Here is a 25,836-nt window from a genome sequence, read left to right on the forward strand (position 1 = left end):
GGTCTCGGCGGCGCCGCCTCCGGCCCGCGGACCCGCGCGCATCGGCGGCTCTGGCGCCGGGTGCGACGACGAAGTGCGCCCGGGTGCGCGCGGATGGGTCCGCATGTCCTACCATGCGCCCCGCATGCCGCTGCACACCCGGATCTTGCTCGGCCTCGCGGTCGGCGCCGCCCTCGGCCTCGGCGCCAACCTCGGCCTCGGCGCCGACCATGCCGTCGTCCAGTTCGTGCTGAAGTACGTCGCCGGCCCGCTCGGCCAGGTCTTCCTGCGCATGCTGTCGATGGTGGTGATGCCGCTGGTGTTCGCCTCCATCGCCCTGGGCGTCGCCGGCGTCGGCGACATCCGCCGCGCCGGGCGCATGGGCGTCAAGACCCTCGCCTTCTTCCTGATCACCACCGCGCTCGCCTCCGCTCTCGGCCTCCTGCTCGTCAGCCTCGTCGAGCCCGGCGCCTACGTGTCACCGGCGGTGCGCGACGAGCTCGTGGCCCAGTACGCGCGCACCAGCGGCCCCCCGCCCGCGCCGACCTCGTTCGGCGTCGAGACCTTCGTCGGCATCGTCACCCGCAACCCGCTCAAGTCGGCCGTCGACGGCGACATGCTCGGCGTGATCTTCTTCGGCCTGATGTTCGGCGCCGGCATCACCCTGATCCGCGAGGACCGACAGAAGACGATGATGGGCTTCCTCGAGGCGCTCGCCGACGTCATTTCGGCGGTCGTCGACATCGCCATGAAGCTGGCGCCGTACGGCGTGGCCGGCCTGATCTTCGGCGTCACCGCCCTGTTCGGCTTCGCCCTGCTGGCCCCGCTCGGCGTCTACGTCGGGCTCGTCCTGGGCGCCCTCGCCCTGCACGCCGTCGGCACCATGGGCCTGGTGATCCGCGGCCTCGTCGGCGTCAGCCCGCGGATCTTCTTCTCCAAGATCCGCGCCGCCCTGGTCACGGCGTTCTCGACCTCCTCGAGCAGCGCCACCCTGCCGACCAACCTCCTCGTCGGCCAGCAAAACCTCGGCATACCGCCGCGGATCTGCGGCTTCGTCTATCCGCTCGGCGCCACCATGTGCATGAACGGCACCGCCCTGTTCGAGGGCATCACGGTGATCTTCCTGTGCCAGGTCTTCGGGGTGGCGCTCAGCCTCGGCCAGATGGCCGTCGTCATCGCCATGGCGGTGCTCACCTCGGTCGGCGCCGCCGCCGTCCCCGGCGGCTCGATCCCCTTGCTGGTCGGCATGCTGACCATGTTCGGCGTCCCGGGCGAAGGAATCGCCGTCATCATCGGCATCGACCGGATCCTCGACATGGCGCGCACCGCCGTGAACGTCCTCGGCGACCACGTCGCCGCGGCCTTCGTCGCCCGCAGCGAAGGCCTGTGGAGCCCGGACTTCCTGAAAAAATCTGTTCCTACGGACAGGTGAGCCTGCCTCGCACCCGGCGGAGGTGCGGCCCTTGTCCCCCACCTCCCGCGCGGCTCGGGTCGGCCCGGAGCCGCGCCGTCCGGAGGCGCGCGCGCTCGATCGCACATCGAAACCGCGAGGTCGGGTGCAGGGCCCAGTCGTCGGGGCCCACAGAACTCGGTATGTTAGTGCTCCATGGCGCCCCTTCTCGAGCAGGCTGGCGATGTCGCCGCGTGGAAGCCTCGTTCTGCGCTTCTCGGCGTGCTGCTGGCCAACCGCTACCGGATCACCCAATCCATCGGTCAGGGTTCGACCGGCGCGGTCTACCGCGCCGACGACCTCTTGATGAACCGCCCCGTGGCGGTCCGAATCCTCGTGCCGAGCCTCGCGCAGAACCCTGCGATGGTCTCGCGGATCCGCGCCCGCATCGATCGCAACGTCAAGATCCAGCAGCAGCAGCCTGATGCGTTGGTCAACCTCGTCGACGCCTTCGACGTCGGCATGACCCTCGAGGGCGAGCTCTTCATCGTCACCGACTTCCTCGACGGCGACCACCTGTCGGCGATGCTCGAGCGAGGGGGACGGCTGCCGTGGTCCCGGGCCCGCCACCTCTTCATCCGCCTGAGCCAGCTCCTGCAGGCGCTGCACGAGCGCGGCATCGTGCTCGGCACCTTGCAGGCGCAGCACTGCTACGCGGTGCGCAACCGGCCGAAGAACGAGGCGATCAAGATCGTGAGCACGGCGGTGTTCGAGCACATCGCCGCCAACCTCGGCCCGGGCGCCGGCGAGGTCGGGGTGCAGATGGCCCGCTACGCCGCGCCGGAGCAGGGCTGCGGCGAGCCGATCGACATCCGCACCGACGTCTACTCGTTCGGCATCATCGCCTACGAGCTGCTGACCGGGAAGGTGCCGTTCAACGAGACCAACCCGATCCGCCTGGTCGCGCAGCACCTCCACGCCACGCCGACGCCGCTGCGGCAGGCGGCGCCCGACGCCGAGATCCCGGCCGCCGTCGAGGAGGTCGTGCTCAAGGCGCTGGCCAAGTCGCCCGCCGATCGCCACCCGAGCATGGAGGCCTTCGTCGCCGCGCTGTCGGCCATCCCCGCCGACGAGGCCGGCACGCCGGTCGCCGTCGCCGCCGCGCCCGCCGAGCCGCCGCCGGCCCCCACGCCGCCGCCGCCGCCGCCGCCGGCCAAGCCGCTGGCCTCGACGCTACCTGTCTCTTCGGACAACCTCTCCGCACCTGTCCCTCCGGTCAGCTCGGCCGCCGCCGCCGGTGCCGCCGTCGAGGAGCCGCCGGCGCTCCCCACCACCGCGCCGGCGAAGATCGCCCCGTCGGTGGTCATGCGCGGCCTCATCGACGCCCCCGCGTCCCCGCCGGCCCCGCCGCCGCCGCCGTCAACCTCGATCGCTCCTCCGCCGCCCGTCGGCCCGCGGCGGCCGCCCTCGATCGCGATGCCGACGCTGATCCCTTCGCAGCGCCGGCCGTCCGAGCCGGTCGCCGCTGCACCTGCCTCTCCGGCCATGTCCGAAGGAGCAGCCGACAAGCCCGCCGAGGCGCCCGCCCCCGCCGCGCCGGCAGCCGCCCAGCCGCCCCCGCCTCCGCCGGTCGCCGCTGCGCCTGAGCCCACGCCGGTCGCCGCCGCGCCTGCCCCCGCGCCCGAACCTCCGCCCGCTGCACCGGTCGCCGCTGCGCCCGTCGCCGCCGAGCCTCCCGCGCCCGTCGCTGCTGCGCCCGTCGCTGCTGCGCCGGTCGCCGCTGCGCCCGTCGCAGCCGAGCCTCCCGCGCCCGTCGCCGCGGCCCCCGTCACTCCCGTCGCCGCGCCCGACACTCCTGCGCCCGTCGCCGCTGCGCCCGTCACTCCCGCGCCCGTCGCCGCTGCGCCCGTCACTCCCGCGCCCGTCGCCGCCGCGCCCGTCACTCCCGCGCCCGTCGCCGCCGAGCCGCCGTCTCCGCCTCCGCCCGCGCCGGAGCCGACCGCGGCGGTGGTCGCCCCGGTGCCGCCTCCGCCACCTTTCTCTTCGGACAGGCCCGCCGAAGCCCCGCGTCCCGCCGAGATCGTCCGGATCCCCGCGCCCGGCGACTCGGCCCGCGCCGCGGCGAGCGAGTCGATGCGTGGCCCCGTGCCCGCCGACTCGGTCCGCGCCCCCGCGCCCGCCGACTCGACCCGAGCCCGCGCCGCCGAGATCGTGGCTGTCCCTGCGGCCCTGTCCTCTCAGCCAGCAGAAGAGATTCATCCGGCCGCGTCGGTCAGCGCTCGCCGGGTGGCGGCCGCGGACGTGCACCCCGAGGCGCTGCGAGCCGCGGCCCTCCGGCAGTCGCAGTCGGGCGAGCGCCTGACCTCGAGCGCCGAGCTGCGGCCGACCGAGTCGATCATCGCCGAGCTGCCGAAGCGGAAGACCCCGTGGGTCGCCATCGTCGGCCTCGGCGCCGCGCTGGCCGCGGGCGCAGCCGCGTACATCCAGACCGAGCCGCAAGTGGCGCCCCAGGGCAATCGCGCAGTGACCCCGCCGCCCGCCAAGGTCGAGCCGAAGGCCACGCCGACGCCCGCCAAGGTCGAGCCCCCGCCGACGCCCGCCAAGGTCGAGCCCCCGCCGCCCGACCCGGTCCCGATCGTCGCCCCGCCGCCCGACCCGGAGCCCCCGCCGCCCGACGTCGAGAGCGAGGAGCCGAAGAAGAAGAAGAAGCGGAAGGCCAAGGCCGCCGAGCCCGAGGAGGAGGAGGAGGATCTGTTCGATCAGGTCCGCAAGCACATGGAGGCCAAGAAGGCCCAGGAGGAGGCCTACAGGAAGGCGGCAGAGGCCGGCACCTCGCTCCCGGGTCCGCCCACGCCTGCGGCCACCAACCCGACGCCCGCGCCCACGCCCAAGCCGCCCGTCGAGGACAACGCCACCAAGGCCAAGGACACCCTCGACCGCGCCCGCCAGGCCGCCCAGCAGGGCAACCACCCGCTCGCGTACAGCCTCGCCAAGCAGGCCAACGGGCTCACGCGCACGCAGGAGGCGATCGAGCTCATGGGCGTGTCCGCGTGCAAGGCCGGCAACGCCGACAACGCGCGCTCGGCCGCCGACCAGCTCACCGGTGCACGCCGCAGCGCCGTCTACAGCGCCTGCGCCGGCAACGGCATCACCCTCTGAGCGGCCTCACCGCCTCGACTCCGCCGCCCGCTGCAACCAGCGGGGCGGTCGGCCGTGCGCGGCCGAGAAACGAGGCGACGTGAAGACCAAACCCAAGCCCCGCTCCGGCGTGGCCCACAACCCACTCCGCTGAAATTTTAAATGGACATGTCTCCTTGGACATGTCCTTAAAGACAGCACGACGTCCGCCCCGGCCTTGTCCTGCTCGCCACGGCACACGCGGTGCGCCGCCACGCACTTCGGTCCGACTCGCGGGCGCGAGGCCGAACACCAGGAGCGATCTCGCAGCCTCGACGTCCGCCGCGACGCCTGTCAGCGTGACGATCGGCCACAAACGGCCGAGAAACGAGCTCCCGATGAAGACCAGGACGCATACCCGCGCCGGCGGCAACAACCCGCTACACAAAGACTGACCCAAAGACCATGTCCTCCGAGACTCGTCTCGGATCGGCAGCACCTGTCTCCCACGGCACACGCGGTGCCGCTTCAGTGCATAGAAGGCCCCGTCGCTATTCGACCCGACCAGTCCGTTTTGCAGACGAGCACCTGGCCCCTCGGACACGGGACCGGCTTCTCTTCTCTCTCAATCAAAGGCCCCGTCGCGATTCGAACCCGACCAGCCCGTTTTGCAGACGAGCACCTGGCCACTCTTCTCTCGATCAAAGGTCCCGTCGGGATTCGAACCCGACTGGTACAGCTGCTCCGAAGTTCTCCAGGGGTTCGCGCGCCGCCGCTTCACCGCAGCGTGGACGAATGCGCGCTTTTCACGCTGGATATCTCCAGGGGACCCCGGACGTCCGGTGAATACGGCGTTGCCGTCGGCCGTTCGCGGCGGGGTGCAGCGAGCCTCGTGGATCTTCAGTGGCGCATGCCTCGTGTTTCATGGTTGCGGCGGGCGGGCGGACACGCCGAGCGCCCGCGGCCCGGAGCCGGCCCCCGTGGTCGCACCGGCGCCCGACACCGCACCGGCGCCCGCGGGACCGCGCGCGAGCTGCCGCTCGAGCGCGCCCGCGAGTCATCCGCCGCTGAGCCACCCGGGCCCCACGGTCGAGATCGACGGACGGAGCTTCGCGCTGGCGTGGCAGGGCGTCGGGGCCGAGGTACAGACCGTGATCGTCGGGCTCGACGAGCGCGGCGCTCTGGTGACGACGCCGATCCCGATCGCGTACGCCGATCCGGTGGCGCTCGGCGGCGACGCCAACGGGCTCGTGCTGTTCAGCGTGGCGCAGCGCGGCGCCGGCACGCTGCTGCAGGTCGAGCTGGGCCCCGACGGCGCGCTGCGGCCCGGTACGCCGCGATCGCTGCCGGACATCGCGTGGGGCTGGCCCGGGGCGATCGGCGTCGCGGGCGGGCAGGCGATCGTCGAGCACTCGCTCGCCAGCCCAGATCGGTCGATCTCCAGGACCGCGCTGTACACCATCGATCTGGCGACCGCACGGGTGACGCGAACTTCGGACTCGGGGCGGCGCAAGCAGGTGCATTGCCACGCGGGCGCGTGCACGATCGTCGAGGTCGCCGCGTCGACCACGGATGCGCCGGCGCGCGCTGGCATCGTGCGCGGGGCGGCGCACCGCGAGCTCGAGCTGACCAGCGCGTGCCCGAATTTCTATCCGCTGATCCACGACGACGCGCTGCTGCTGGTCGCGCCCGGAGCTCCGTGGCGCGCGGTCGAGGTGACCGCGAAGGCGCCGTTCCTGCGCGAGCTGGCGATCGACCCGTCGCTGGCCGGGGAAGCCGGCTGTCACTCGCTGCTGCACGTGTTCCCGTCGGCGACCCGCCCAGGTCTCGTCGCGGACGAGGCCGGCGCGCGCACGCTGCTGCGCTGGGATCCCGCGAGCTCGAGCTTCGGCTCGCCCGAATCGCTGCCGGCGCCCGTAGGTCCTCGATCGCTGCGAGCCTCGCACCCGGACGGAGTGATCGAGGTCGGCTGGACCGGCGGGCACGGCATGATCCACACGCCGACCGACTCGCAGGGCCGGCGCCGCTACTTCAAGCAGTGGCATTTCGACGGCGGTCAGATCGCGCTGCTGCGCCACGAGGCGGGCGGCTGGACGAGCGTCGATCCGACGCCGCTGGCGCTGGGGCCGAGCGAGGGCACCTTCCACGACGGCTACACGCCGGTGGTGCTGCGCCACGGCCTGCACGCGGGCGTGCTGCTGGCGCCGGACGGCGGCGGCGACGAGGCGTGGTTTCAACCGTACCTCGCGCCGTGCCCGTGACGCTCTTTGCCCATGGCGTGCCTCGATGCATGCACTCCGAGCCAGCGACTTCCTCGCGGACCGAAGGCGCCGCGCCGCGCGAACCCCTGGAGAACTTCGGAGCGGCTGTACTGGCCCGTTTTGCAGACGAGCACCTGGCCACTCGGACACGGGACCGGCTTCTCTTCTCTCTCAATCAAAGGTCCCGTCGGGATTCGAACCCGACTAGCCCGTTTTGCAGACGGGCACCTGGCCACTCGGACACGGGACCGGCTTCTCTTCTCTCTCAATCAAAGGTCCCGTCGGGATTCGAACCCGACTAGCCCGTTTTGCAGACGGGCACCTGGCCACTCGGACACGGGACCGGCTTCTCTTCTCTTTCAATCAAAAGTCCCGTCGGGATTCGAACCCGACTGGCCCGTTTTGCAGACGGGCACCTGGCCACTCGGACACGGGACCGGCTTCTCTTCTCTTTCAATCAAAGGTCCCGTCGGGATTCGAACCCGACTGGCCCGTTTTGCAGACGGGCACCTGGCCACTCGGCGCCCAATGATCATTCGGCATCGTCAGATTGACGCGGCCGCGACGAGGCGGTGGCGCGAATCATGCGACCATGACCGGTCCGGCGGCGCCGCGAATGCGGTGACCACGACCGGAGGGGCCGACCGGCGACCAGGCGCCGGCGCACGGCCCACGAGCCGAATTCTGTCTCCCTCTCGTTTTAGAAGAGGGGCCCTGCAGCTCGGACCGAGCCGCCGCCTCAGAGTCGACACAACGACGTCGCGCTGCGCGGCTGAAAGCGCGCGCGCTGCGACAGGTCGATGTTGGCCGCACCGGGCATGATGCGAATGGGATACCACCGACTCCCCGCCCCGTCAACTCCTACGATTCACAATCTCATTTCTTTTAACGAGAAGCTCATCTCGGAGGTGCCGTGCAGCACTCCACCGATTCGCCTGCATCTCGTGTGCCCTCGCGCACTCGCGCGACCTCGGCGCCGCGACGGACAGCCCGCTGCAACCCTGTCTACGAGCCTTGAGGCGGCGCCGCGCGGCCGTTAATGTCGCGCCCCTCGTGCCCCGCCGCTCGCCAGCGATCGCCGCCATCTCGCTCCTCGCGCTCACCTGCGCCTGCACCGTCACGCGCCCGGCCCCGGCTCCGGCTCCCGAGCCGCCACCGCCCGCCACCGCCCCGGCCCGCGAGCCCGTCGCCTACACCCTCTCGCCCGTGTTCGAGCAGGACGCCCTCGTCGCCCTGCAGGTCGAGCTGCGCCTGCGCGGCGACGCCTCCGGTCTCACGCGCCTCCAGCTCCCCGAGCAATGGGGCGACGCCCGCGAGCTGTGGAGCCTGCTCCGCGACCTCGAGATCGACGGCGCCACCGCCGTCAGCGACGACGGCCCTGCGGTCCGGAAGATCTCCGCGGCCCCGGACGCGCCGCTCGTGGTCCGCTATCGCCTCGTCTCCGGCTTCGACCGCGACCCGACCTCCGAGGACGGCCAGCCCTTCAAACCGATCATCCGGCCCGGCTGGTTCGACGTGTTCGGCGAGGCCCTGTTCGCCTTCCCTGCCGGCCGCGAGGACGACCCTGCCACCTTCGCCTGGCGCGGCGCGCCGGCCGGCTTTCACTTCGCCAGCGACCTCGAGCACCTCGCGGGCGCGCGGCCGGGAGTCGTCGGCGACGTCGTCGAGAGCATCGTCATCGGCGGCCGCGACCTCGACCTCCGCACCGATCCGAGCGGCCAGGTGCGCGTGGCGCTCCTCGGCGACTACGACTTCAAGCGCGACGCCTTCTTCGACCTCTCGCTGGCCGTCATCGCCGCCGAGCGCGAGTTCTGGGGCGACAAGGACGGCGCCTTCCTGATCACCCTCGCGCCGCAGAAGAAGGTCGAGGGCCAGCTCTCGCTCGGCGGCACCGGCCGCTCCGACGCCTTCTCGCTCACCATGTCCGAGGACGCCCCGTTCGCCGAGCTGCGCCACCTCCTGGGCCACGAGTACTTCCACACCTGGAACGCGCGTCAGCTCGGCGGTCAGGCCGAGGGCCCGGCCGAGGGCGCCGGCAAGTGGTTCGCCGAAGGCTTCACCGAGTTCTACACCTGGCGCCTGCTCCTGCGCGCCGGCCTCTACAGCCTCGAGGACTTCGTCGCCGCCTGGAACGGCTCCCTCGTCGAGTACTGGACCTCGCCGGTGCGCGACGAGCCCAACGCGCGGGTCGTCGCCGACTACTGGAACGTCCAGGCCGTCAGTCGCCTGCCGTACCGCCGCGGCCCGCTGCTCGCCGCCATCTGGGAGCAACAGCTGCGCCAGGCCACCGGCGGCGCGCGCGACCTCGACGATGTCCTCAAGGCCATGCGCGCCAGGGTCCAGGCTTCGCCCGTGAAGCTCGCCCCCGACGCCGCCGGCGTGTTCCCGCCGGTCTACCGCGAGCTCGGCGGCCCCGACCTCGCCGCCGACCTCGAGCGCTTCGTCGTCCAGGGCGCCACCATCACCCTGCCCGCCGACGTGTTCGGCCCGTGCGTCCGCGTCGTCACGATCCCCCGCCGCGACTTCGAGCGCGGCTGGGACGTCGGCGCCACCAAGGCCGCCGGCCGCGTCGTCGGCCTGCGCAAGGGCTCGCCCGCCTGGCGCGCCGGCCTGCGCGACGGCATGACGATCGTCGGCGTGTCCGGCGAGGCCGGCAACTCGACCGTCCCCTACGTCGTCGACGTCCGCCAGGGCAAGCGCGAGCGCCGGATCACCTTCAAGCCCGAGGGCGAGCGGGAGATCCCGGTGCAGCAGCTCGAGCTCGCCCCGGGCCTCACGCCCGAGCGCCGCGCCGCCTGCGCGCGCGAGCTGTCGGGTGCATGACCCCGGGGACATGACCCTTCGAACATGCTTCCGACAACATGCCCCGAAGGGCATGCCTTCAAAACACTGATCAACGCCGGACGAAGTGGGCCGCGAGGCGACGGATCTCGCGCATCAATCGGTTGCGCGAGTACATCCCCTTCTGGATGACCTGCTCGACGCGGCCGCCGAGGCGCTCCCAGTCGTCGCGGGCCAGCTCCTGGGCCGCCATCACCGCCACGGGCACGCGCACGAACTCGGGGCGGCTGCGGATCCGCTGCAGCACCTCGTAGCCGTCGAGCTCGGGGATCTTCAGGTCGAGCAGGATCAGGCCCGGCCGGCTCTTCTCGATCATCTCGAGCGCCTGCGGCCCGGTGCTGGCCACCCGCACCGACCAGCCCTCCTCGAGCAGCGTGCGCTGCAGCAGCTCGCGCAGGCCCTCGTCGTCCTCGACCACCAAAATGTAGCCGTCGCGCACCGGCACCAGCCGCTGGATGCTGGCGACCAGCTGCTCGCGGCGCAGCGGCTTGGTCAGGTAGTCGTCGGCCCCGAGCGCCAGCCCGAGCGGCTTCTCGTCGAGCATGCTGACCACCACTACCGCCGTGCCCTTGAGGTCCGGGTCGGCGCGAATCGCCTGCAGCACCGCCCAGCCGTCCATCCCCGGCATCATGATGTCGAGCGCGATCACCACCGGCTTGAGCCGCTTGGCCAGCGCCAGGCCCTCCTTGCCGGTCGCCGCGCCGTAGACCTCGAGCCCCTCGCGGCTCAAGATCCGCTCCATCAGGTCGTAGACGTTGGGGTCGTCGTCGATGACCAGCATCGCCTGCGGCGCCGCCTCGCTGCGCGGGCCGATCGGCAGGGTCGGCTCGCGCGAGCCCTCCTCGGCCGGCAGGCTGGCGCCGATGACCCGCGCCGGCAGACGCACGCGGAACGTCGAGCCGGTGCCCTGGGCGCTCTCGACCGCGATCTCGCCGGCCATCATCTGACAGAACCTGCGGCTGATCGCCAGCCCGAGGCCGGTCCCGCCGTACTTGCGGGTCGTCGACGAGTCGCCCTGATAAAACGTCTGGAACAGGCGGTTCGTCTGCTCGGCCGACATGCCGATGCCGTTGTCGGCGACCACGAACTCGAACCAGTCCTGGCTGCGGTCGCGCGGGGCGCCGGCCTCCGCCGCGGCGCACGGCAGCCGCCGCACCTCGAGCGCGATGCGCCCGCGCTCGGTGAACTTGGCCGCGTTGCTGAGCAGGTTGAACAGCACCTGCCGCACCTTGGTCAGGTCGGCCGTCATGTCGCCGAGCTCGTCGGCGATGTGCAGGTCGAACGCGTTGTGGTTCTGCGACATCAGCCGCTGGGCCGTGTTGCACACGTCGTTCAGCATGTTCTGCACCGAGAACGTCTCGATGTGCAGCTCCATGCGGCCGGCCTCGATCTTCGACAGGTCGAGGATGTCGCTGATGATTCCGAGCAGGTGGTTGCCGGCGCCGTGGATCTTCTGCACGTCGACCGCGACCTGGTCGCGACGCCCGCGCAGCTCCTCGAGCACGATCTCCGAGTAGCCGATGATCGCGTTGAGCGGCGTCCGCAGCTCGTGGCTCATGTTGGCCAGGAAGGCGCTCTTGGCCCGGCTGGCCTCGATCGCCTCGTCGCGGGCCACCTCGAGCTTCTCGTTCAGCTCGCGCAGCCGTCGCTCCGAGCGCACGCTCTCGCTGATGTCCGTCGCCACCCCGATCGCGCCCAGCTGGGTCCCGTGCGCGTCGTGGAACGGCGCCGTCCACGTCTCGAAGTGGCGGTCGGTGAACTCGAACACCCCGCGCAGGCTCAAGCCCTTGAGCGCCCGCCGCACCCCGTCGAGCAGCGCCGGCAAGCCGGCGAACACCTCGTACACCGGCTCGCCGAGGTAGCCGCGCGGCTCGAGCCCGAGCGCCTGCAGCCCGCGGCCCTCGAGCAGCAGCAGCGCCCCGCGGGCGTCGGTCGCGAACAGCACGATCGGCACGTTGGCGACCACGCTGCGCAGCACCTCGCCCTGCAGCGCGCGCGGGTCCTCGGCCGGGCGGCCGACCACGCACACATCCTCGCAACCTGGCTCTTGGACCATGGTCCAAGCGACAGCCAGTTCGCCGGCCCGCGGGCGACAGACCACGCGGGCCGTCTCGCCCGAGCACGCGCGGCGCCAGGCGTCGACCCACGCCGGTTGGTCGACCGGGCGCAGCAGTTCGACGAACGCCATGCCGAGCGGCGGTCCGCCGAACAATTGCCGCAGGGCCACGTTGGCCGCCTGCAGCTCGCCCGTGGGGCCGAGGATGGCGAGCCAATCGCTCGACAGATCGAGGAGGCGGGAAAAGCTCGCGCTCACGAGGTTCGGCATGCCCGGACGGCGCTATGGTAGCCGGACGCGTGGCAAAAATGCTACGCGCGCGCTACTTCGCTCCGAACACTTGCGTCCACAGGTGGCCCCACTGGCCGCCGGGGTAGTACCCCACGCCGATGTGCTCGAACGCGGGGTTCATGATGTTGGCGCAGTGGCCGTCGCTGTTCATCCACTGGTCCATCGTTCCGGCCGCGTCGGGGGACCCGCCGGCGATGTTCTCGCCGGCGTTGCTGTAGTTGCCGTAACCCGCCTTGCCCATCCGGTCCCACGGCGGCTCGCCGTCAGGGTTGGTGTGGTCGAAGAAGTTGCGGTCGTTCATGTCCTTGGAGTGCATGCGCGCCGCGCACCGCAGCGCCGGGTCCATCGTCAGCGGGCCCGCGGGCCCGAAGTTGCCCTGCGCGCCGCAGTTCGCGCCCTCCGCCCGCCTTTGATTGACCAGCGCCAGGACGTCCTCCTCCAGCTGCTTCCATGCCGGATCCCAGCCCTTGGCCGGCTCGCAGTAGGGCACCCCGTCGGGCACGTCCGGATTCGCAGGCTCGCCAGTCGTGGACGTCGACGTCGTCCCGGGATCGCCAGTCGTGCCGCCGGAGGGATCGTTCATGGTCGTCCCCGGATCGGGACCGGTGGTCACGTCGGGCCCCGTGGTGGTGCTCGTGGCGGGCTCGCCGCCGGTGGTCGCCGCCGGCGAGGTGGTGCCGTCGTCTTCGCTCGTCGAGCCGGGATCGACACTCGCGCCCGACATCGAACCACCGTCGCCGTCGGTGGCATCGCCGCCGCCCTCGCTGTCGCCCGCGCCCTCGCTGCTGTCGGCCGCCTCGCTGCCGCCGGAGATCAGCGCGGTCTCGTCGGTGCCGAGGCCCGAATAACAACCAGCGACGAGCACCGCGAGCGCGACCCCGGAAATGCGTAGCGAGCTGAGCATGCTTCGACCTTAGCCTCCGCGTCGCGCTCGCCTCAAGCCCTCATCATCCGCGACGCGCCTTTGGGGCCTGCGGACGACATCCTGCGCGCGAGCCTCCGGGTAACCTCACCTCATGCCCAAGCTCATCGCCCAGCCCACGCGCGTCGTCGCCGACGGCGAGCCGCCCAAGCTCATCGACGAGTACGTCGGCCGCGTCAACACCCACGCGACCGCCGTCAGCATCGCCCACATGCGCTCGCCCGCGGGCTGGCGAGAGCGCGGCCAGAGGCCCGAATTCGACGAGTACTCGCTGGTCCTGCGCGGCACCCTCCGCGTCGAACACGACGGCGGCACGCTCGACGTCACCGCCGGCCAGGCGGTGCTCGTCCGCGGCGGCGAGCGCGTCCGCTACAGCACGCCCGGCGACGAGGGCGCCGAGTACATCGCCGTGTGCCTGCCGGCCTTCTCGCCCGACACCGTCCACCGCGACCCGTGACCCTTCGGACATGCTCTAAAAAGCATGCCCGAAGGGACATGGCCCCTCGGACATGGCCCTAAATTCATATCGATGTCGAGGTCGGCCGTCGGGCGCTCGGCGAGCCTCGCCGCGCGCGTGCTAGCGAGACGTGCCCGGCCCGGCCTGCTCGCCGCGCGAGCGCGGCCGAGCCGCGGCCAGAGCCGCGCGTGCTCGGCAGCCCGCGGGACGACCTGTCCGCGGGACAGCTCCGCTACTTGCCGCCGCCGGTGGCCGGCGCCGGGGCGGTGCCGCTCGGGGCGTCGCCGTCGTCGCTGGAGGCCGCGCCCTCGGGCCGGTCGATGAGCACCTTGAACTCGATGCGGCGGTTCTTGGCGCGGGCCTTGGACGTCTTGGCCGGGTCGATCGGCTTGTCGGGGCCGAAGCCGGTGGTCTTGACGCGCGACTCCTCGATGCCGTGCTCGACCAGGTAGCGCTTGACCGAGTCGGCGCGGCGCTGAGACAGCTCGAGGTTGAAGTCGCGGCCGCCGACGTCGTCGGTGTGGCCCTGGATCTCGATCTTGAGGCTGGGGAACTCCTTGAGCACCGCGACGGCCACGTCGAGCGTCTTCTCCGAGCCCTTCTTGATCTTGTCGGAGCGGGTCTCGAAGTTGATGCCCTCGAGCGGGCGCTTGTCCCACTCCTTGGCCTTCTCGGGCAGCTTGTCCGGGCAGCCGTCGGTGTCCTCGAAGCCGTTGTACGACTCCGGGTGCATCGGGCACTTGTCGTCCTTGTCGATGATCTTGTCGCCGTCGGTGTCGGGCGGCGGCGGGCAACCTGGCGGCTCGGGCCACGGCTCGGTCGGGCACTGGTCGTCGGGGTCGATGATGCCGTCCTTGTCGGTGTCGGGCGGCGGGCAGCCGTCGGGCGCCACGCCGGCCTCGAACGGGCACTTGTCGACCTTGTCGAGGAAGGTGTCGTTGTCGGAGTCGATCGACGGGCAGCCGTCGGGCGGGTCGCCGGCCAGCTTGGGGCACTTGTCGACGTCGTTTTGCACGCCGTCCTTGTCCCAGTCGAGGTCCTTCGGGGCCGGCTGCGGCCGCACGCGCCCGAGCACCAGGCTGAAGCCGACGGTGATCTGCGCGTGGCTGGTGAACGCCGGCGCCGGCTTGGCCGCCTTGGCCGAGATGATGTGGCGCGCGTCGACGCGGAACGCCGCCATCCGCGAGATGTAGATCTTGAGGCCGCCGCCCCAGTGGCCGGCCGGGTCGATGTCGCTGCCGAGGCCGGTGCCGGGCGAGCTGATGCCGAGCATGCCGTAGCCGCCGAGCAGGAACGGCGTGACGCGGTACGGCAGCTGCAGCACCGCGCTCCCGCGCAGCCCGTACACGAACGCCGGGCTGTTGTGCACGTTGCGGACGAACGTCGGCGTCGCCGAGAACTCGGCCTCGATGCCGAAGATCCGCAGCGGGAAGTAGCCCAGGCGGGCGCCCACCGCCGGGCCAAGGCGCCACAGCGCCTTGTGCTCGTCCGGCTTGCCGTTCACCGGCTTGTACAGGTCGTGATCGTCGGGCGGCAGGTTGAGGCCGCCGAAGATCCCGAGCTCGAACAGGTGCCGCTCGGGCGAGTAGCGGTGGATCCACTTGCGCGTGTCTTTGACCTTCCCGGTCTTCTCGTCGAGGATCACGCCGTCGGGCGCCTCACGCCTGCCCGACTTCCTGGCCTTCGGGACAGACGCGCCCGCCTTCACCTCGGCCTTGCCGCCGCCCGCGCTCGCCTGCGCGCCCGCGTTCGCGGGAGCCGGAGCCGGGGCCGCATCGGCCGGCGGCGCGCTCGCCTCGGTCGGCGGGCTCCCCTCACCGGCCGGCGCGGCCTCCGTCGCCGCCTCGGTCTTCGAGGCCTCCCCGGCCGCGGGCTCCTGGGCGGCCGCGAGGACCTCCGGCGAGGCCGCGGCCGCGAAGAGCAGCACGCCGGCGGGGATCAGAGCAGCGGTGCGAGGCTTGGAAGTCAGGGTCATGCGGCGGCCGAGAAGGTTACAGGAAAAGCTGAATCTGCGCGTCAATCGCACGCGGCGGCCTGCGCGTCACATCCCTCGTACAACGGCGGAACGGCGAGCATCTGGATGTAGCACAGATTGCACATTTCCCCGCCCTCGATGCACTCCGGCCGGGCGCTGCAGACCATTACGACGCACTCGGCCAGATCGAAGAACTTGAGCCACTCTTCCGCGGTCAACTTTTCGAGGCAGTCGTCGAAGAAGCACTCCTGCCAGTTGTATTCCGGCGGGGTGGGGTTCGGGATCTGCGTCGCGCACTGCGCACTGCACGTGACGCCCCAACGACAGGTCCGCTCGGGGACCGGGACCTCGGTCGTGCTCGTCGAGTCGACCGGTTCGCCGGTCGTAAAAGTCGGGACTTCCGTGGGGTTCTGCTCGGTCGTCGCAGAAGTCGTCGTGCTGCCGCTCTGCTCGAGGTCGTCCGAGTTGCAGGCGACCCCATACAGCACGGCCGCGATGAAAAACGCCGGGCGGCGGAGGAGGGGGGGCACCTGGCTCATGGCGCCCACCATACCAGGCGTGCCCCGCCACGACCAAATGGACTCGATTTGCCCTCCGACAGGCAAAAACGCGCAAGAGGCGCACGCAAGCTGCCCTCATCCGAGGGCCGCCTGAGATCTGCCTCCCGAGCCTGGTTTGCCAGTTATGCTCTGAAAGTAAGCCTGTTTATTCGGCCTAGGTCCAAGATCCCTGCGAGGCGTACCAGAAGCCTGGCGGGCTCAACCGCAGGAGCCGCTGGTGAACGGTCGGTCGCGCGCCGCGGTGAGACTCGACCCGAAGACATCGTCGGCCTCGACCGTCTGGGTGTCGATGCTGCTCTGAATCCATGAACCACCGAGGATCGAGAGCTGCGGCGTCGAGGTGTCCTGCAGATACATCACGTTGACCATGCCGGCGTCGGTCGTCCCCAAGACGTCCTCGTGGGGCACGCAGACCGCGAGGCCCCGGTTCAGGGTCGTGTACCACTCGCGACCGTACGTGACACATTCGCCGAAATCGTCCTGGCCTTCGGCGTCGTCCGCGACGAAATTGGTGTCCTGCGTCCACAGCACGTCGTCGGCGTCCGTCATCCCGCCGGAGGCGCCGCGAATGATGGCAATCGCGCCGCCGATGCCCTCGCCAGGGATCCCGATCGCCAGGTCTTCGAAGGAGTCCGCGTCCATGTTGCCGACGGCGATGGACTTGCCGAAGAATTCGTGTGAATCCCCGTTCCCCTCGACGTCCGCCCGCTCCTGGTACCAGAGGCTGTCGGCGGGCGAAGAGGCCTGGATCCCGCTCGTCGGCGTTCCAAACAGCACAGCGACGGCCCCGTCATTGACGGCGCCGGCATCTTCGAACGGGATCCCGATCGCCAGATCATGGCACGCGCGCCCGTTCGAGGTGTCGTTGTTGAAGTTCCCCGTGGCCAGGGCGTATCCGAACTCGTCGCCCGCCTCTGCTGCGCCCTCGACGTTGGGGCTGGTCTGATGCCAGGCCGTGGTGCCGGTCGCCGAGAGTCCGCTCGAAGTACCGTAGATGATATGCACCTGTCCGGCCCCTGATTCCGCGCCCACGTTTTGCTGGGGCGCACCGACCGCGAGGTCGTCCTTCCCGTCGCAGTTGAAGTCGCCCGTCGCCAACGACCAGCCGAAAAGCTCGAGGCCGGTGGGATTGCTGACCCCGAGAGCATCGAGGTCCCAAATCTGCAGGCCCGGACCGGCGGTGTCGGTGATACCGCTCGACGAGCCATAGAGGACCCAAACCTCGGACATGGAGCCCTCCTGCACGGCGATATCGTCGAAGCCGTCGCCGTTGAAGTCCCCGGCGGCCGAACTGTTGCTGAGCGCCATCGCCGTGACCACGATGTCGTCGTTCGCCAGGGATAGCCCGGTCGAGCTGCCGTAGAAGATCTGGAGATCGCCCAGCAAGGTCGTGACTGCGAGGTCATCGAAACAATCGGCGTTGAAGTCCCCCCAGGAGACCGTCCGCCCGAAGAAGTCCGAACCATCGGGCGCCCCCTCGACCCCGGGCACGCCCCGGTCGATGCTCGTGATTCGATTCGAGGGATCCGTGAGCCCGCTGGCGGAGCCGTAGAGGACGTTGACCATCCCGGCCAGCGACTCCACCCCGACCTGTTGGTTTGGGACGCCGATCGCGAGATCGTCGATATTGTCGTTGTCGAAGTCGGGGCCGCGGTTGGCGGCGTGAACGTCCGACGTCGAGCCGGACAGGACCAAAGCAATGAGGGCAGTCGATACCGTGAAACGCTTGCGCGAGATCATGAAACAACACTCCATTTGAACCACTGATTGTCTACAGGCCACTACAGCACTGTGTGCATATTTAGAAACCATCGCACGGACGAGTTGGCAACTCAGGCGTCCCCCTTGTGACCGGTGAAGAAAATCACAGCTCCGGCGCTCTCGCTCTCATGCCGGGGGCGATAGCGAGAGGGCGTGAGCCGCGGCGCTAAACTTTGTTCTATCTCCAGACACCTCAACTTTCAAAACAAACAAAACAGATCTTCAATCTCCGCGCACCCTGCCCCGGCGCCCGCGATCCTTCGCTCCGCGTGTGGCAAAATCCTCCTCGGGTGCAGTTTTTCGTCCGAAGACTCGCCCGGTTACCCCACCTTGGTTTAGGGAGTCCCAGGAGCATCATGCGCCACTCACTCGCCCTCCGTTCTGGCCTCGTCCACGTCCTCGCCCTGTGTGCCGCCTGCGACCTCGAGTCGTGCGTCCGCGGGGACCAGGAGGAGCTCGACTGCAGCGACCGCGAGCAGCAGTTCGACGACACCGTCGCGCGCGAGGGCGTCCTGCTCGACGCCATCCCCGACAAGCCCAGCTTCCCGATGGCGCTCGTGATCACCGAGCGCGGCATCGCCGAGCTGCTCAAGGGCATCACCAGCGACACCAACCCGGTGGCCGGCGGCAACCTGACGCTGTTCGGGCTCAACCTGCAGATCGTGCCGCAGAAGACCGAGGTCGAGCTGACCAGCGAGCTCGACAAGTGCAGCCGCTGCGTCATCTTCGCCGTCGACTTCAGCCTGCAGGCGATCACCGACGGCGGCACCTCGCAGCTGGCCGGCACCGGCAGGTCGAAGATCAGCATCCCGCTGCGGCTCGAGGAGCTCGAGGGCGACACCACCGCGCTGGTGGCCGCCTACGAGCAGATGACGATCCTCGACCTGACGTTGACGACCATGGGCTTCATCACGGCGCAGTACCCCGAGTTCGAGAAGGCGCTCGAGATCAAGATGACCCAGCTCATCCGCGAGCAGTCGGAGCCGGTCCAGCTGATGAAGTTCGAGCCGTGGACGATCGGCACCAACTCGGTCAAGGTCGCCGCCAAGCAGTTCGCCATCTTCCCCACGACCGGCGTCATCTCGCTCGGCATGCAGACCAACCTCGACCTGCCCAAGGCGGTCGCGCTCGAGGTCGGCCAGGCACTCGACGGGGACGCCATGATGGCGGTGCAGATGCACCCCGGCCTGCTCCTCGGCATGGCCGAGCGCATGCTCGCCGAGGGCGTCATCCCCCGCCGCTACGACGACGACGGCAACCCCGACCCCGAGGGCCCGCAGGGCATCACGCTCACCGGCCTCGGCAAGAACGCCCTCGGCGCCAACGACCTCGACGTCACCTTCCGCGTGTGGCGCACCAAGGGCGACTACTGCGGCTACGCCAACGCCGTCAGCGTCCTGCGGCTCGGGCTCGACGACAGCGACGGCATCCAGGACCGCATCACCGTCACGCCGACCGACGACCTGCAGGTGCTCGAGGGCGGCGTGGGCGTCGGCGAGCTGTACGAGGACAACAAGGAGCTGGTCGAGGAGAACAAGGGCCTCGTCGACAGCTTCAAGCGCAGCCTGGCCGACCAGATCGGCATCACCGTCAACTACAACGAGCTCGCGGTCGACGGCCAGAACATCGTCTTCGACGCCACCGGCCTCGAGGTCACCGACAAGAAGATCGACATCCTGCTCGACTTCCTGGTGCTCGCCGCCGAAGGCGGCTGACCCGCCGCTCTCGGTGTGCTTGTCTTCTCCTTCCCCTGAACTTCAGCGATGCGACACTTCAACAAAGCCCCCCTCGCCGCGGTCCTCGTCCCGCTCGCCACCGTCGCGCTCTTGACCGGTTGCCCCGGCCTCCTGGGCAACACCACAGCCGGCGCCGAGGGCGACACCTCGACGACGACCACGAGCGGCACCACGCCGCCGTCGACGCTCCCCGACCTCACGACCACCGGCTTCATGCTCGAGTGCTACCCGGGCACCATGCGCTGCGACCCGCAGAACCCCGGCGTGGTCCAGGAGTGCAAGGACACCGGCCTCGCCTGGGAGTCGACCGCCTGCACCGGCTTGGAGCAGTGCGTCGAGAAGATCGCCGAGAACACCGCCGAGTGCGTCGGCGCGTGCGAGGAGATCGACAACCCGACCTCGGTCGGGTGCGAGTTCCTCGCCATCCGCATGAACAGCTTCAACTATGACGAGGGCGACAAGGACGTCGTGATCGTCGGCAACACCGACACCACGCGCACCGCTCAGATCCAGCTGTACTTCACGCCCAACAACTCCTTCACCGAGGAGCCGCTGTTCGAGCCGGTGCTGCTGGGTCCCGGCGAGTCGCACATCTTCGACCTCGTCAACGACCCGCTCAAGGGCTACACCGCCTTCCGCACCGGCGGGGTGTTCCGCGTCGAGAGCGACCTGCCGGTCACCGCGTACCTCCACTCGGCGCTGAAGAACACCGCCAGCAACGACTCGTCGATGCTGCTGCCGCTCCCGACCCTGCGCCAGGACTACGTCATCGCCTCGTACCCCGGCTACGCGGACAAGGACAAGCCCGACGAGATCAACGGCCGCCCGAGCTACTTCGACGTCATCGCTGTCGAGGACGACACCACCGTCGAGTGGGTGTCGCCGCGCGACACCGCCGCCCAGGGCGTCCTCATCCCCGCGGTCCCGGCCGGCGAGAAGGGCACGATGAAGCTCAACCGCTTCGACGTGCTGCAGGTCGGCGCCTCCTCGGCCACCAACATGAACTCGAGCACCCACGACCTGTCGGGCACGGTGGTCTCCGCCAACAAGAAGATCTGGGTCGTGGGCGCGACCGAGTGCGCCTTCGTGCCGTTCGGCACCGGTTACTGCAACCACTTGCAGGAGCAGATGATCCCGCTCGAGTACTGGGGCAAGAAGTACGTCGGCCCCCACTCGCCCGCGCGCGCGGGCGAGAAGCACTACTGGCGGATCTACGCCGGCAAGGACGGCGTCACCGTCACCGTCGAGAGCAACGACGCCGGCGTCAAGGTGCCGCCGATCACTCTGGTCAAGCGCGGCGACTGGAAGGAGCTCGAGATCCCCCACGGCGTCAGCCTGATCTTCACCGCCACCGGCCCCATCTTGCCCGTGCAGTACCTCGCGGGCGGCACGTCGGCCGACAAGATCGGCGATCCTGCCATGTACCAGATGATCGCGGTGGAGCAGTGGCTGCGGCGCTACGTCGTCGTCACCGGCATCAACTACGACCTCAACTACGCCCAGATCTTGCGCAAGAAGGGCTCCGCCCCGGTGACGATCAACGGTCAGACCGTGGGCGACTACTACCTCATCAACGGCACCGGTCCAGACAACCAATGGGAGGTCGCCGACTTCCCGCTGGCCGACGGCGCCGACGCGAACACGTATGTCGCCGAGTCGGACGATCCGTTCAACATCGTCGTGCTCGGCTACAACAAGCTCACCCCGCAGCAGTCGGCCTACGCCTACCCCGGCGGAATGAACCTCAAGAAGATCTACGACCCGTGAGTCGCGCGGTCCAGAGCCTGCCGGCGCGCCCTCGCGCAGCCCTGGTGGCTGCGCGCGTGCCCGCATCGGGGCCTCCCTTCTTTTCTTCGATCGCGGCTGTTACTACAGTCGGCGGCATGAAACCCTCTGCTTCGTTGTCAGTCGCCGTCGCGCTGTTGTCGATTGTCGGTTGCGAATCCAATCCATCCTACTCCGACGATGAGAACGTCGCGGTGTCGTCCGATTCGGACACCCCCGGCGTCATCGCCGAGCTCCGCGTCCGCGAGCGTTCCTTCGTCCGATTCATCGACGAGAGGCTATCCTGCCCCGAGTGCGGCATCGGGATGTTGGTGCTGAACGCTCCCGAGGTGTCTGCTGGGATCGCGGAGCTGAAGCTGACCCCGCTCGAGGTGTTCCTCGCGCTCGCCCCCGAAGCCGTGGTTCCCGGCGCGCTCCGGGCCGATCACTTCGCCGGGGCGGCGACGGCCGATGCGTCTGCTCCCCGCAGCGGGAACGCGGGCCACCCGCTGATCACGGTCGAGGACTTGACTGCGCCGCGCCGCGTGTCGTTCGCGCAGGACGTGATCCACTCCACGAACCGGTGCAACTTCAACGCAATGGACACCGCCGGCGACTACTGCGATCACTTCGACGTCGATCGAGCGAACGACACCGCCGACGCCTGGGACTGCGTCGACGACCAGACCGGCAGCCGGACCGTATCGGCCGGATCGTCTGCCGAGCGCTGGCTCGGACTTTGCGCGCGGGCGTCCATCGATTGGAAGGTCCAGGTCGAGGGCGTGCCCGGTACGTGGAGCGACGTCTCCGGAACGGCGGTCTCGGTCGTCGACGACGACGAGGTTGCCTATCACAGCTCGGCGATCTCCATCGCCCATCAGCGCTCGAGCATCACGGCGTCGTCCACCGAGCACTACTCTTCGAGCTGGGCCCGCGATTGACACGAAGATGGCATCTCGAGCTCCTTCGGCCCGGGGGCCGGTCACCGACATGACGACCGCCGGACGAGCAGGCCCGGGCATACCTTCCGCGCCGGTTGCGCCTCCTGGGTTCGTGCTCGCATAGACCTCTGCGAGGCCATGACGCCGAGACAGCGGTTTGCCGGCCGCGTCTCGGCGCCCAATCTCCGCTACCCTCTCGGTATGTTCCGGTCGGTCGGCGGCGCCGGATCTCGCTCCTGCGTCGCCGGGTCGGTTGGTGCTGTCTCGTTGAATCTGTCCTTCGGGCCACCTTACATCTACTCATTGACGATTGGATTGCCTCATGTCTCACCACCCCGGTCTCCGCGCCTGTCTGGGCGCGCTCGTGCTGCTCGCGGCCTGTCCTGACCTGCTCCCCGTCGACCCCGACAGCGACAGCGCCGGCGCCACCGCTGCGGTCACCGGCGAGCCGGCGACCACCGCCGAGCCCGACCCGACCACCGGCTTCGTGCCGCAGTGCTTGCCCGGCCAGACGCGCTGCGACCCCGAGCAGCCGACCGCGCTGCAGACCTGCAAGGACACCGGCGCCGGGTGGGAGTCGAGCCCGTGCGCGCACGAGTGCGTCGAGGCGATCGACGCTGCCAGCTGCGTCGGCCCGTGCGACACCGACGACGACCCGACCTCGATCGGCTGCGAGTTCGTGGCCATCCGCATGGCCAGCGGCAACGACCCCGACGACTTCGACGCGCTGATCGTCGGCAACACCGACCCGCTCGAGATCGCCGCGGTCCAGCTGTACTTCACCCCCACCAACGACCTGGTCGAGCAGGCCATCCTCGACCCGGTGATCCTCGCGCCCGGCGAGTCGCACGTGTTCGACATCACCGTCGACCCGCTCCCCTTCACCAACTTCCGCAACGGCGGCGTGTTCCGCCTCGTCAGCGACCGCCCCGTCGCCGCGTATCTGCACTCGCCGCTCGCCAACGAAGCGAGCAACGACGCCTCGATGCTGCTGCCGGTCCGCTGGCTGCGCAAGGACTACGTCGTCGCCTCGTGGCCGCCGTTCGTCGACGCCGACGAGCCCGACACGAAGAACGGCCGGCCCAGCTACTTCACGGTCATCGCCCTCGAGGACGACACCACGGTCAACTGGAAGCCGCGGCGGCGCACCGCCGGCCTGGGCGAGCAGTTCGACGCGGTCGAGCCGGGCGGCACCGGCACCAAGATGATGCGGCGCTTCGACGTCCTGCAGGTCGCCGCCTCCTCGCCGGCGGGCGACGCCGACTACGAGAACCACGACGTCTCGGGCACCCTGGTCAGCGCCGACAAGAACATCTGGGTCATGGGCGCGACCAACTGCGCGTACGTGCCGTTCGGCTCCGGGTGGTGCAACCACCTGCAAGAGCAGATGATCCCGCTCGAGTACTGGGGCAGCACCTACGTCGCCCCGCCCTCGCCGCCGCGCTCCGGCGAGGAGAAGCAGTACTGGCGCGTCTACGCCGGCGATGACGACGTCACTCTCGGCATCTCCAGGACCGACCAGCCCGGCACTCAGTTCGTGGCGATCGCCGAGCGCGGCGACTTCCGCGAGTTCGCGGTCGATGCCGGTGTCACCCTGCTGTTCGTCGGCCTCAACGACGCGCCGATCCTCCCGGTGCAATACCTCGCCGGCAACCTGGCCGCCGGGGGGATCGGCGACCCGGCGATGGTGCAGAGCATCGCCGCCGAACAGTGGCGCGAACGCTACGTGTTCGTCACGGGCGCCGACTACGAGGCCAACTACGTCCAGGTCATTCGTCGCACCGGCGGCGCCGATGTCACGATCGACGGCCAGGTGGTCGGCAGCTGGAAGCTGGCCAACTTCGAGGGCGTCGACAATTACCAGATCGCCGACGTCCCCCTCGCCAGCGGCGGCGAGGCGGCCACCTACGTGGCGGCCTCGACCGAGCCGTTCGGCATCACCGTGGTCGGCTACAACCCCGCCGGCCCCGGCACCATGACCTCCGCTTACGCCTACCCGGGCGGCATGCGGCTCGAACGGCTGTTCCAGCCGTGAGCCCCGGCGGGCCCCGCACGCGGGGTTCGCCGTAGCGACGTCACCAGACCCGCGTCGGACCGGCCTGGGTCCACGACGGTCGATCGTCCGCCGGCCGGACCTTGCGGGCCTGTGAGGCGGAGAAAGCTCGCTCGGTCGCGCCGCACCGGCCGTGCTGGCCGCCCGGCTTTCCGCTACCCTCCCGGCCATGTCGAAGCTCTCGTATCGCCTTGGATTCGCGCTCCTCGTCCTGCCCGCGTGCAGCAATCCGGCCCCGGCCGACACCGACAGTGATACCGACACGTCGACGAGCACGTCGACCACCGACGGCACTCAAACCTCGGTCGCTCCGACCACCGAGCCGCCGACCTCGACGACCGAGGAGCCGACCTCGACCACCACGACGACCACCGAGTCGACCACCACCGAGCCGGTGACCTCGACAACCTCCACCGATACGACCGACACGTCGACGACCACCGACACGACGACGACCACCACCACCACCACCGACACCGAGACGTCCTCGACCACCGAGGCGCCGGACCAGTGCGCCGACGGCGAGAAGAACGGCGGCGAGACCGACACCGACTGCGGCGGCCCGACCTGTTCGCCCTGCGCCGACGGCGGCGCCTGCGTCGAGGACACCGACTGCGAGAGCGGCAGCTGCAACGACGCCACCTGCGGCCTGCCGCCGGTGGGCTGCCTCGACGGCCTGAAGAACGACGAGGAGACCGACATCGACTGCGGCGGCTCCGAGTGCCCGGCCTGCGCCGACGACCTCGCGTGCGCCGTCCCCGAGGACTGCCTCTCGAAGGTCTGCACCGACGACGTGTGCGTCGCCGCCAGCTGCGAGGACCAGGTCGTCAACGGCGAGGAGTCGGACGTCGACTGCGGCGGCGACACCTGCGACAAGTGCGTCGACGGCGACAGCTGCAACACCGCCGACGACTGCGACAGCGGCGTGTGCGAGAGCAACGTCTGCTCGCCGGCCAGCTGCGAGGACACCGCCCAGAACGGCGACGAGACCGACGTCGACTGCGGCGGCCCCGACTGCGACAAGTGCGGCGCCGGCGACGCCTGCGTGACCAACGCCGACTGCGCCGACAACCTCTGCCAGAACAACGTGTGCGTCGGCCCCACCTGCGACGACGGCATGCAGAACGGCCAGGAGACCGACGTCGACTGCGGCGGCCCGAACTGCGAGGCCTGCCCCGGCTTCGGCCTCGTCATCAACGAGGTCGACTACGACAACCTCAACACCGACAACGCCGAGTACATCGAGCTCCTCAACACCACCCCCGACTCGATCGCCCTCGGCGGCCACAAGGTCGTCCTCATCAACGGCAGCGGCGCGGCCACCTACGCGACCCTCGACCTCAGCCCCCTCGGCTCGATCGCCGGCGGTCAGTACCTCGTCATCGCCAAGCCCAGCTTCACCGTGCCGGGCGGCGTGCTCAAGGTCGACTTCAACGGCGACACCGACAAGATCCAGAACGGCGCGCCCGACGGCATCGCCCTGATCGGCGGCGGCGCGCTCATCGACGCCCTGTCCTACGAGGGCGCGATGACGAACGTCAACATCGCCGGCGTCGGCATGGTCAGCCTCGTCGAGGGCACCGTCCTCCCCGTCGACGTCGCCGACTCCAACACCATCGTCGGCTCGCTGGCCCGCCTGCCCAACGGCAGCGACACCGACGACGCCGCCACCGACTGGAAGTTCACGGCCAACCTCACCCCCGGCGCTGCCAACGTGCCCTGAATCCCGCTA

At 70.0% G+C, this 25,836-nt stretch carries 15 protein-coding genes and 4 tRNA genes; 10 read left to right on the plus strand and 9 right to left on the minus strand.

Annotation, left to right across the window (positions count from 1 at the left end):
- Positions 1–124: 124 nt before the first annotated feature.
- The 3 genes from O0S08_RS41770 to O0S08_RS41780 all read left to right on the plus strand — a co-directional run bounded on the left by O0S08_RS41770 (position 125) and on the right by O0S08_RS41780 (position 6,747).
- Complete coding sequence (locus O0S08_RS41770) at positions 125–1,411, plus strand: dicarboxylate/amino acid:cation symporter (RefSeq protein ID WP_269035108.1); 1,287 nt, start codon at positions 125–127, stop codon at positions 1,409–1,411.
- 174 nt (positions 1,412–1,585) lie between these two features.
- Positions 1,586–4,528: a serine/threonine-protein kinase gene (locus O0S08_RS41775; RefSeq protein ID WP_269035109.1), complete on the plus strand. Its 2,943-nt coding sequence runs from the start codon at positions 1,586–1,588 to the stop codon at positions 4,526–4,528.
- Between the two features lie 938 nt (positions 4,529–5,466).
- The gene (locus tag O0S08_RS41780; protein WP_269035110.1) at positions 5,467–6,747 is read left to right on the plus strand and encodes a hypothetical protein; all 1,281 of its coding nucleotides are present in this window, start codon (positions 5,467–5,469) and stop codon (positions 6,745–6,747) included.
- Between the two features lie 179 nt (positions 6,748–6,926).
- Here the strand turns inward: O0S08_RS41780 and O0S08_RS41785 are convergent.
- From O0S08_RS41785 to O0S08_RS41800, 4 genes are all read right to left on the minus strand, one after another.
- Positions 6,927–6,997 (minus strand) — tRNA-Cys (locus tag O0S08_RS41785).
- Positions 6,998–7,020: 23 nt separating this feature from the next.
- Positions 7,021–7,091: transfer RNA gene (locus O0S08_RS41790), tRNA-Cys, on the minus strand.
- 23 nt (positions 7,092–7,114) lie between these two features.
- Positions 7,115–7,185: transfer RNA gene (locus O0S08_RS41795), tRNA-Cys, on the minus strand.
- A 23-nt stretch (positions 7,186–7,208) separates the two neighbouring features.
- Positions 7,209–7,273: transfer RNA gene (locus O0S08_RS41800), tRNA-Cys, on the minus strand.
- A 527-nt stretch (positions 7,274–7,800) separates the two neighbouring features.
- On the opposite strand from O0S08_RS41800, the gene O0S08_RS41805 reads away from it, so the two are divergent.
- Entirely contained in the window at positions 7,801–9,570 is a 1,770-nt protein-coding gene (locus O0S08_RS41805; RefSeq protein ID WP_269035111.1) for a M61 family metallopeptidase, read from the plus strand.
- Positions 9,571–9,640: 70 nt separating this feature from the next.
- Here O0S08_RS41805 and O0S08_RS41810 read toward each other — a convergent pair whose 3' ends face one another.
- The gene (locus tag O0S08_RS41810; protein ID WP_269035112.1) at positions 9,641–11,914 is read right to left on the minus strand and encodes a response regulator; all 2,274 of its coding nucleotides are present in this window, start codon (positions 11,912–11,914) and stop codon (positions 9,641–9,643) included.
- A gap of 52 nt (positions 11,915–11,966) precedes the next feature.
- Complete coding sequence (locus tag O0S08_RS41815; protein WP_269035113.1) at positions 11,967–12,839, minus strand: CAP domain-containing protein; 873 nt, start codon at positions 12,837–12,839, stop codon at positions 11,967–11,969.
- Between the two features lie 112 nt (positions 12,840–12,951).
- Between O0S08_RS41815 and O0S08_RS41820 the strand changes: the two genes are divergently transcribed.
- Positions 12,952–13,314 carry a cupin domain-containing protein gene (locus O0S08_RS41820; RefSeq protein WP_269035114.1) on the plus strand — a complete coding sequence of 121 codons (363 nt, stop codon included), beginning with the start codon at positions 12,952–12,954 and terminating at the stop codon, positions 13,312–13,314.
- 232 nt (positions 13,315–13,546) lie between these two features.
- Here O0S08_RS41820 and O0S08_RS41825 read toward each other — a convergent pair whose 3' ends face one another.
- From O0S08_RS41825 to O0S08_RS41835, 3 genes are all read right to left on the minus strand, one after another.
- Positions 13,547–15,289 (minus strand): OmpA family protein, encoded by a 1,743-nt coding sequence (locus O0S08_RS41825; RefSeq protein WP_269035115.1) that lies wholly within the window; start codon positions 15,287–15,289, stop codon positions 13,547–13,549.
- A gap of 41 nt (positions 15,290–15,330) precedes the next feature.
- Complete coding sequence (locus tag O0S08_RS41830) at positions 15,331–15,828, minus strand: hypothetical protein (protein WP_269035116.1); 498 nt, start codon at positions 15,826–15,828, stop codon at positions 15,331–15,333.
- Positions 15,829–16,047: 219 nt separating this feature from the next.
- Entirely contained in the window at positions 16,048–17,589 is a 1,542-nt protein-coding gene (locus O0S08_RS41835) for an FG-GAP and VCBS repeat-containing protein (protein ID WP_269035117.1), read from the minus strand.
- 377 nt (positions 17,590–17,966) lie between these two features.
- Between O0S08_RS41835 and O0S08_RS41840 the strand changes: the two genes are divergently transcribed.
- From O0S08_RS41840 to O0S08_RS41860, 5 genes are all read left to right on the plus strand, one after another.
- Complete coding sequence (locus O0S08_RS41840; protein WP_269035118.1) at positions 17,967–19,325, plus strand: hypothetical protein; 1,359 nt, start codon at positions 17,967–17,969, stop codon at positions 19,323–19,325.
- A gap of 48 nt (positions 19,326–19,373) precedes the next feature.
- Positions 19,374–21,113 (plus strand): IgGFc-binding protein, encoded by a 1,740-nt coding sequence (locus tag O0S08_RS41845; RefSeq protein ID WP_269035119.1) that lies wholly within the window; start codon positions 19,374–19,376, stop codon positions 21,111–21,113.
- A gap of 116 nt (positions 21,114–21,229) precedes the next feature.
- Positions 21,230–22,051: a hypothetical protein gene (locus O0S08_RS41850; protein WP_269035120.1), complete on the plus strand. Its 822-nt coding sequence runs from the start codon at positions 21,230–21,232 to the stop codon at positions 22,049–22,051.
- Positions 22,052–22,373: 322 nt separating this feature from the next.
- Positions 22,374–24,086, plus strand: a complete 1,713-nt coding sequence (locus tag O0S08_RS41855) for an IgGFc-binding protein (RefSeq protein WP_269035121.1) — start codon at positions 22,374–22,376, stop codon at positions 24,084–24,086.
- A 187-nt stretch (positions 24,087–24,273) separates the two neighbouring features.
- A complete protein-coding gene (locus O0S08_RS41860; RefSeq protein WP_269035122.1) occupies positions 24,274–25,827 on the plus strand; it encodes a lamin tail domain-containing protein in 1,554 nt (517 codons plus the stop codon).
- Positions 25,828–25,836 lie beyond the last annotated feature (9 nt).

The organism is Nannocystis punicea (genome assembly GCF_026965555.1).
In the GTDB taxonomy this organism is placed as follows: Bacteria; Myxococcota_A; Polyangia; order Nannocystales; family Nannocystaceae; genus Nannocystis; species Nannocystis punicea.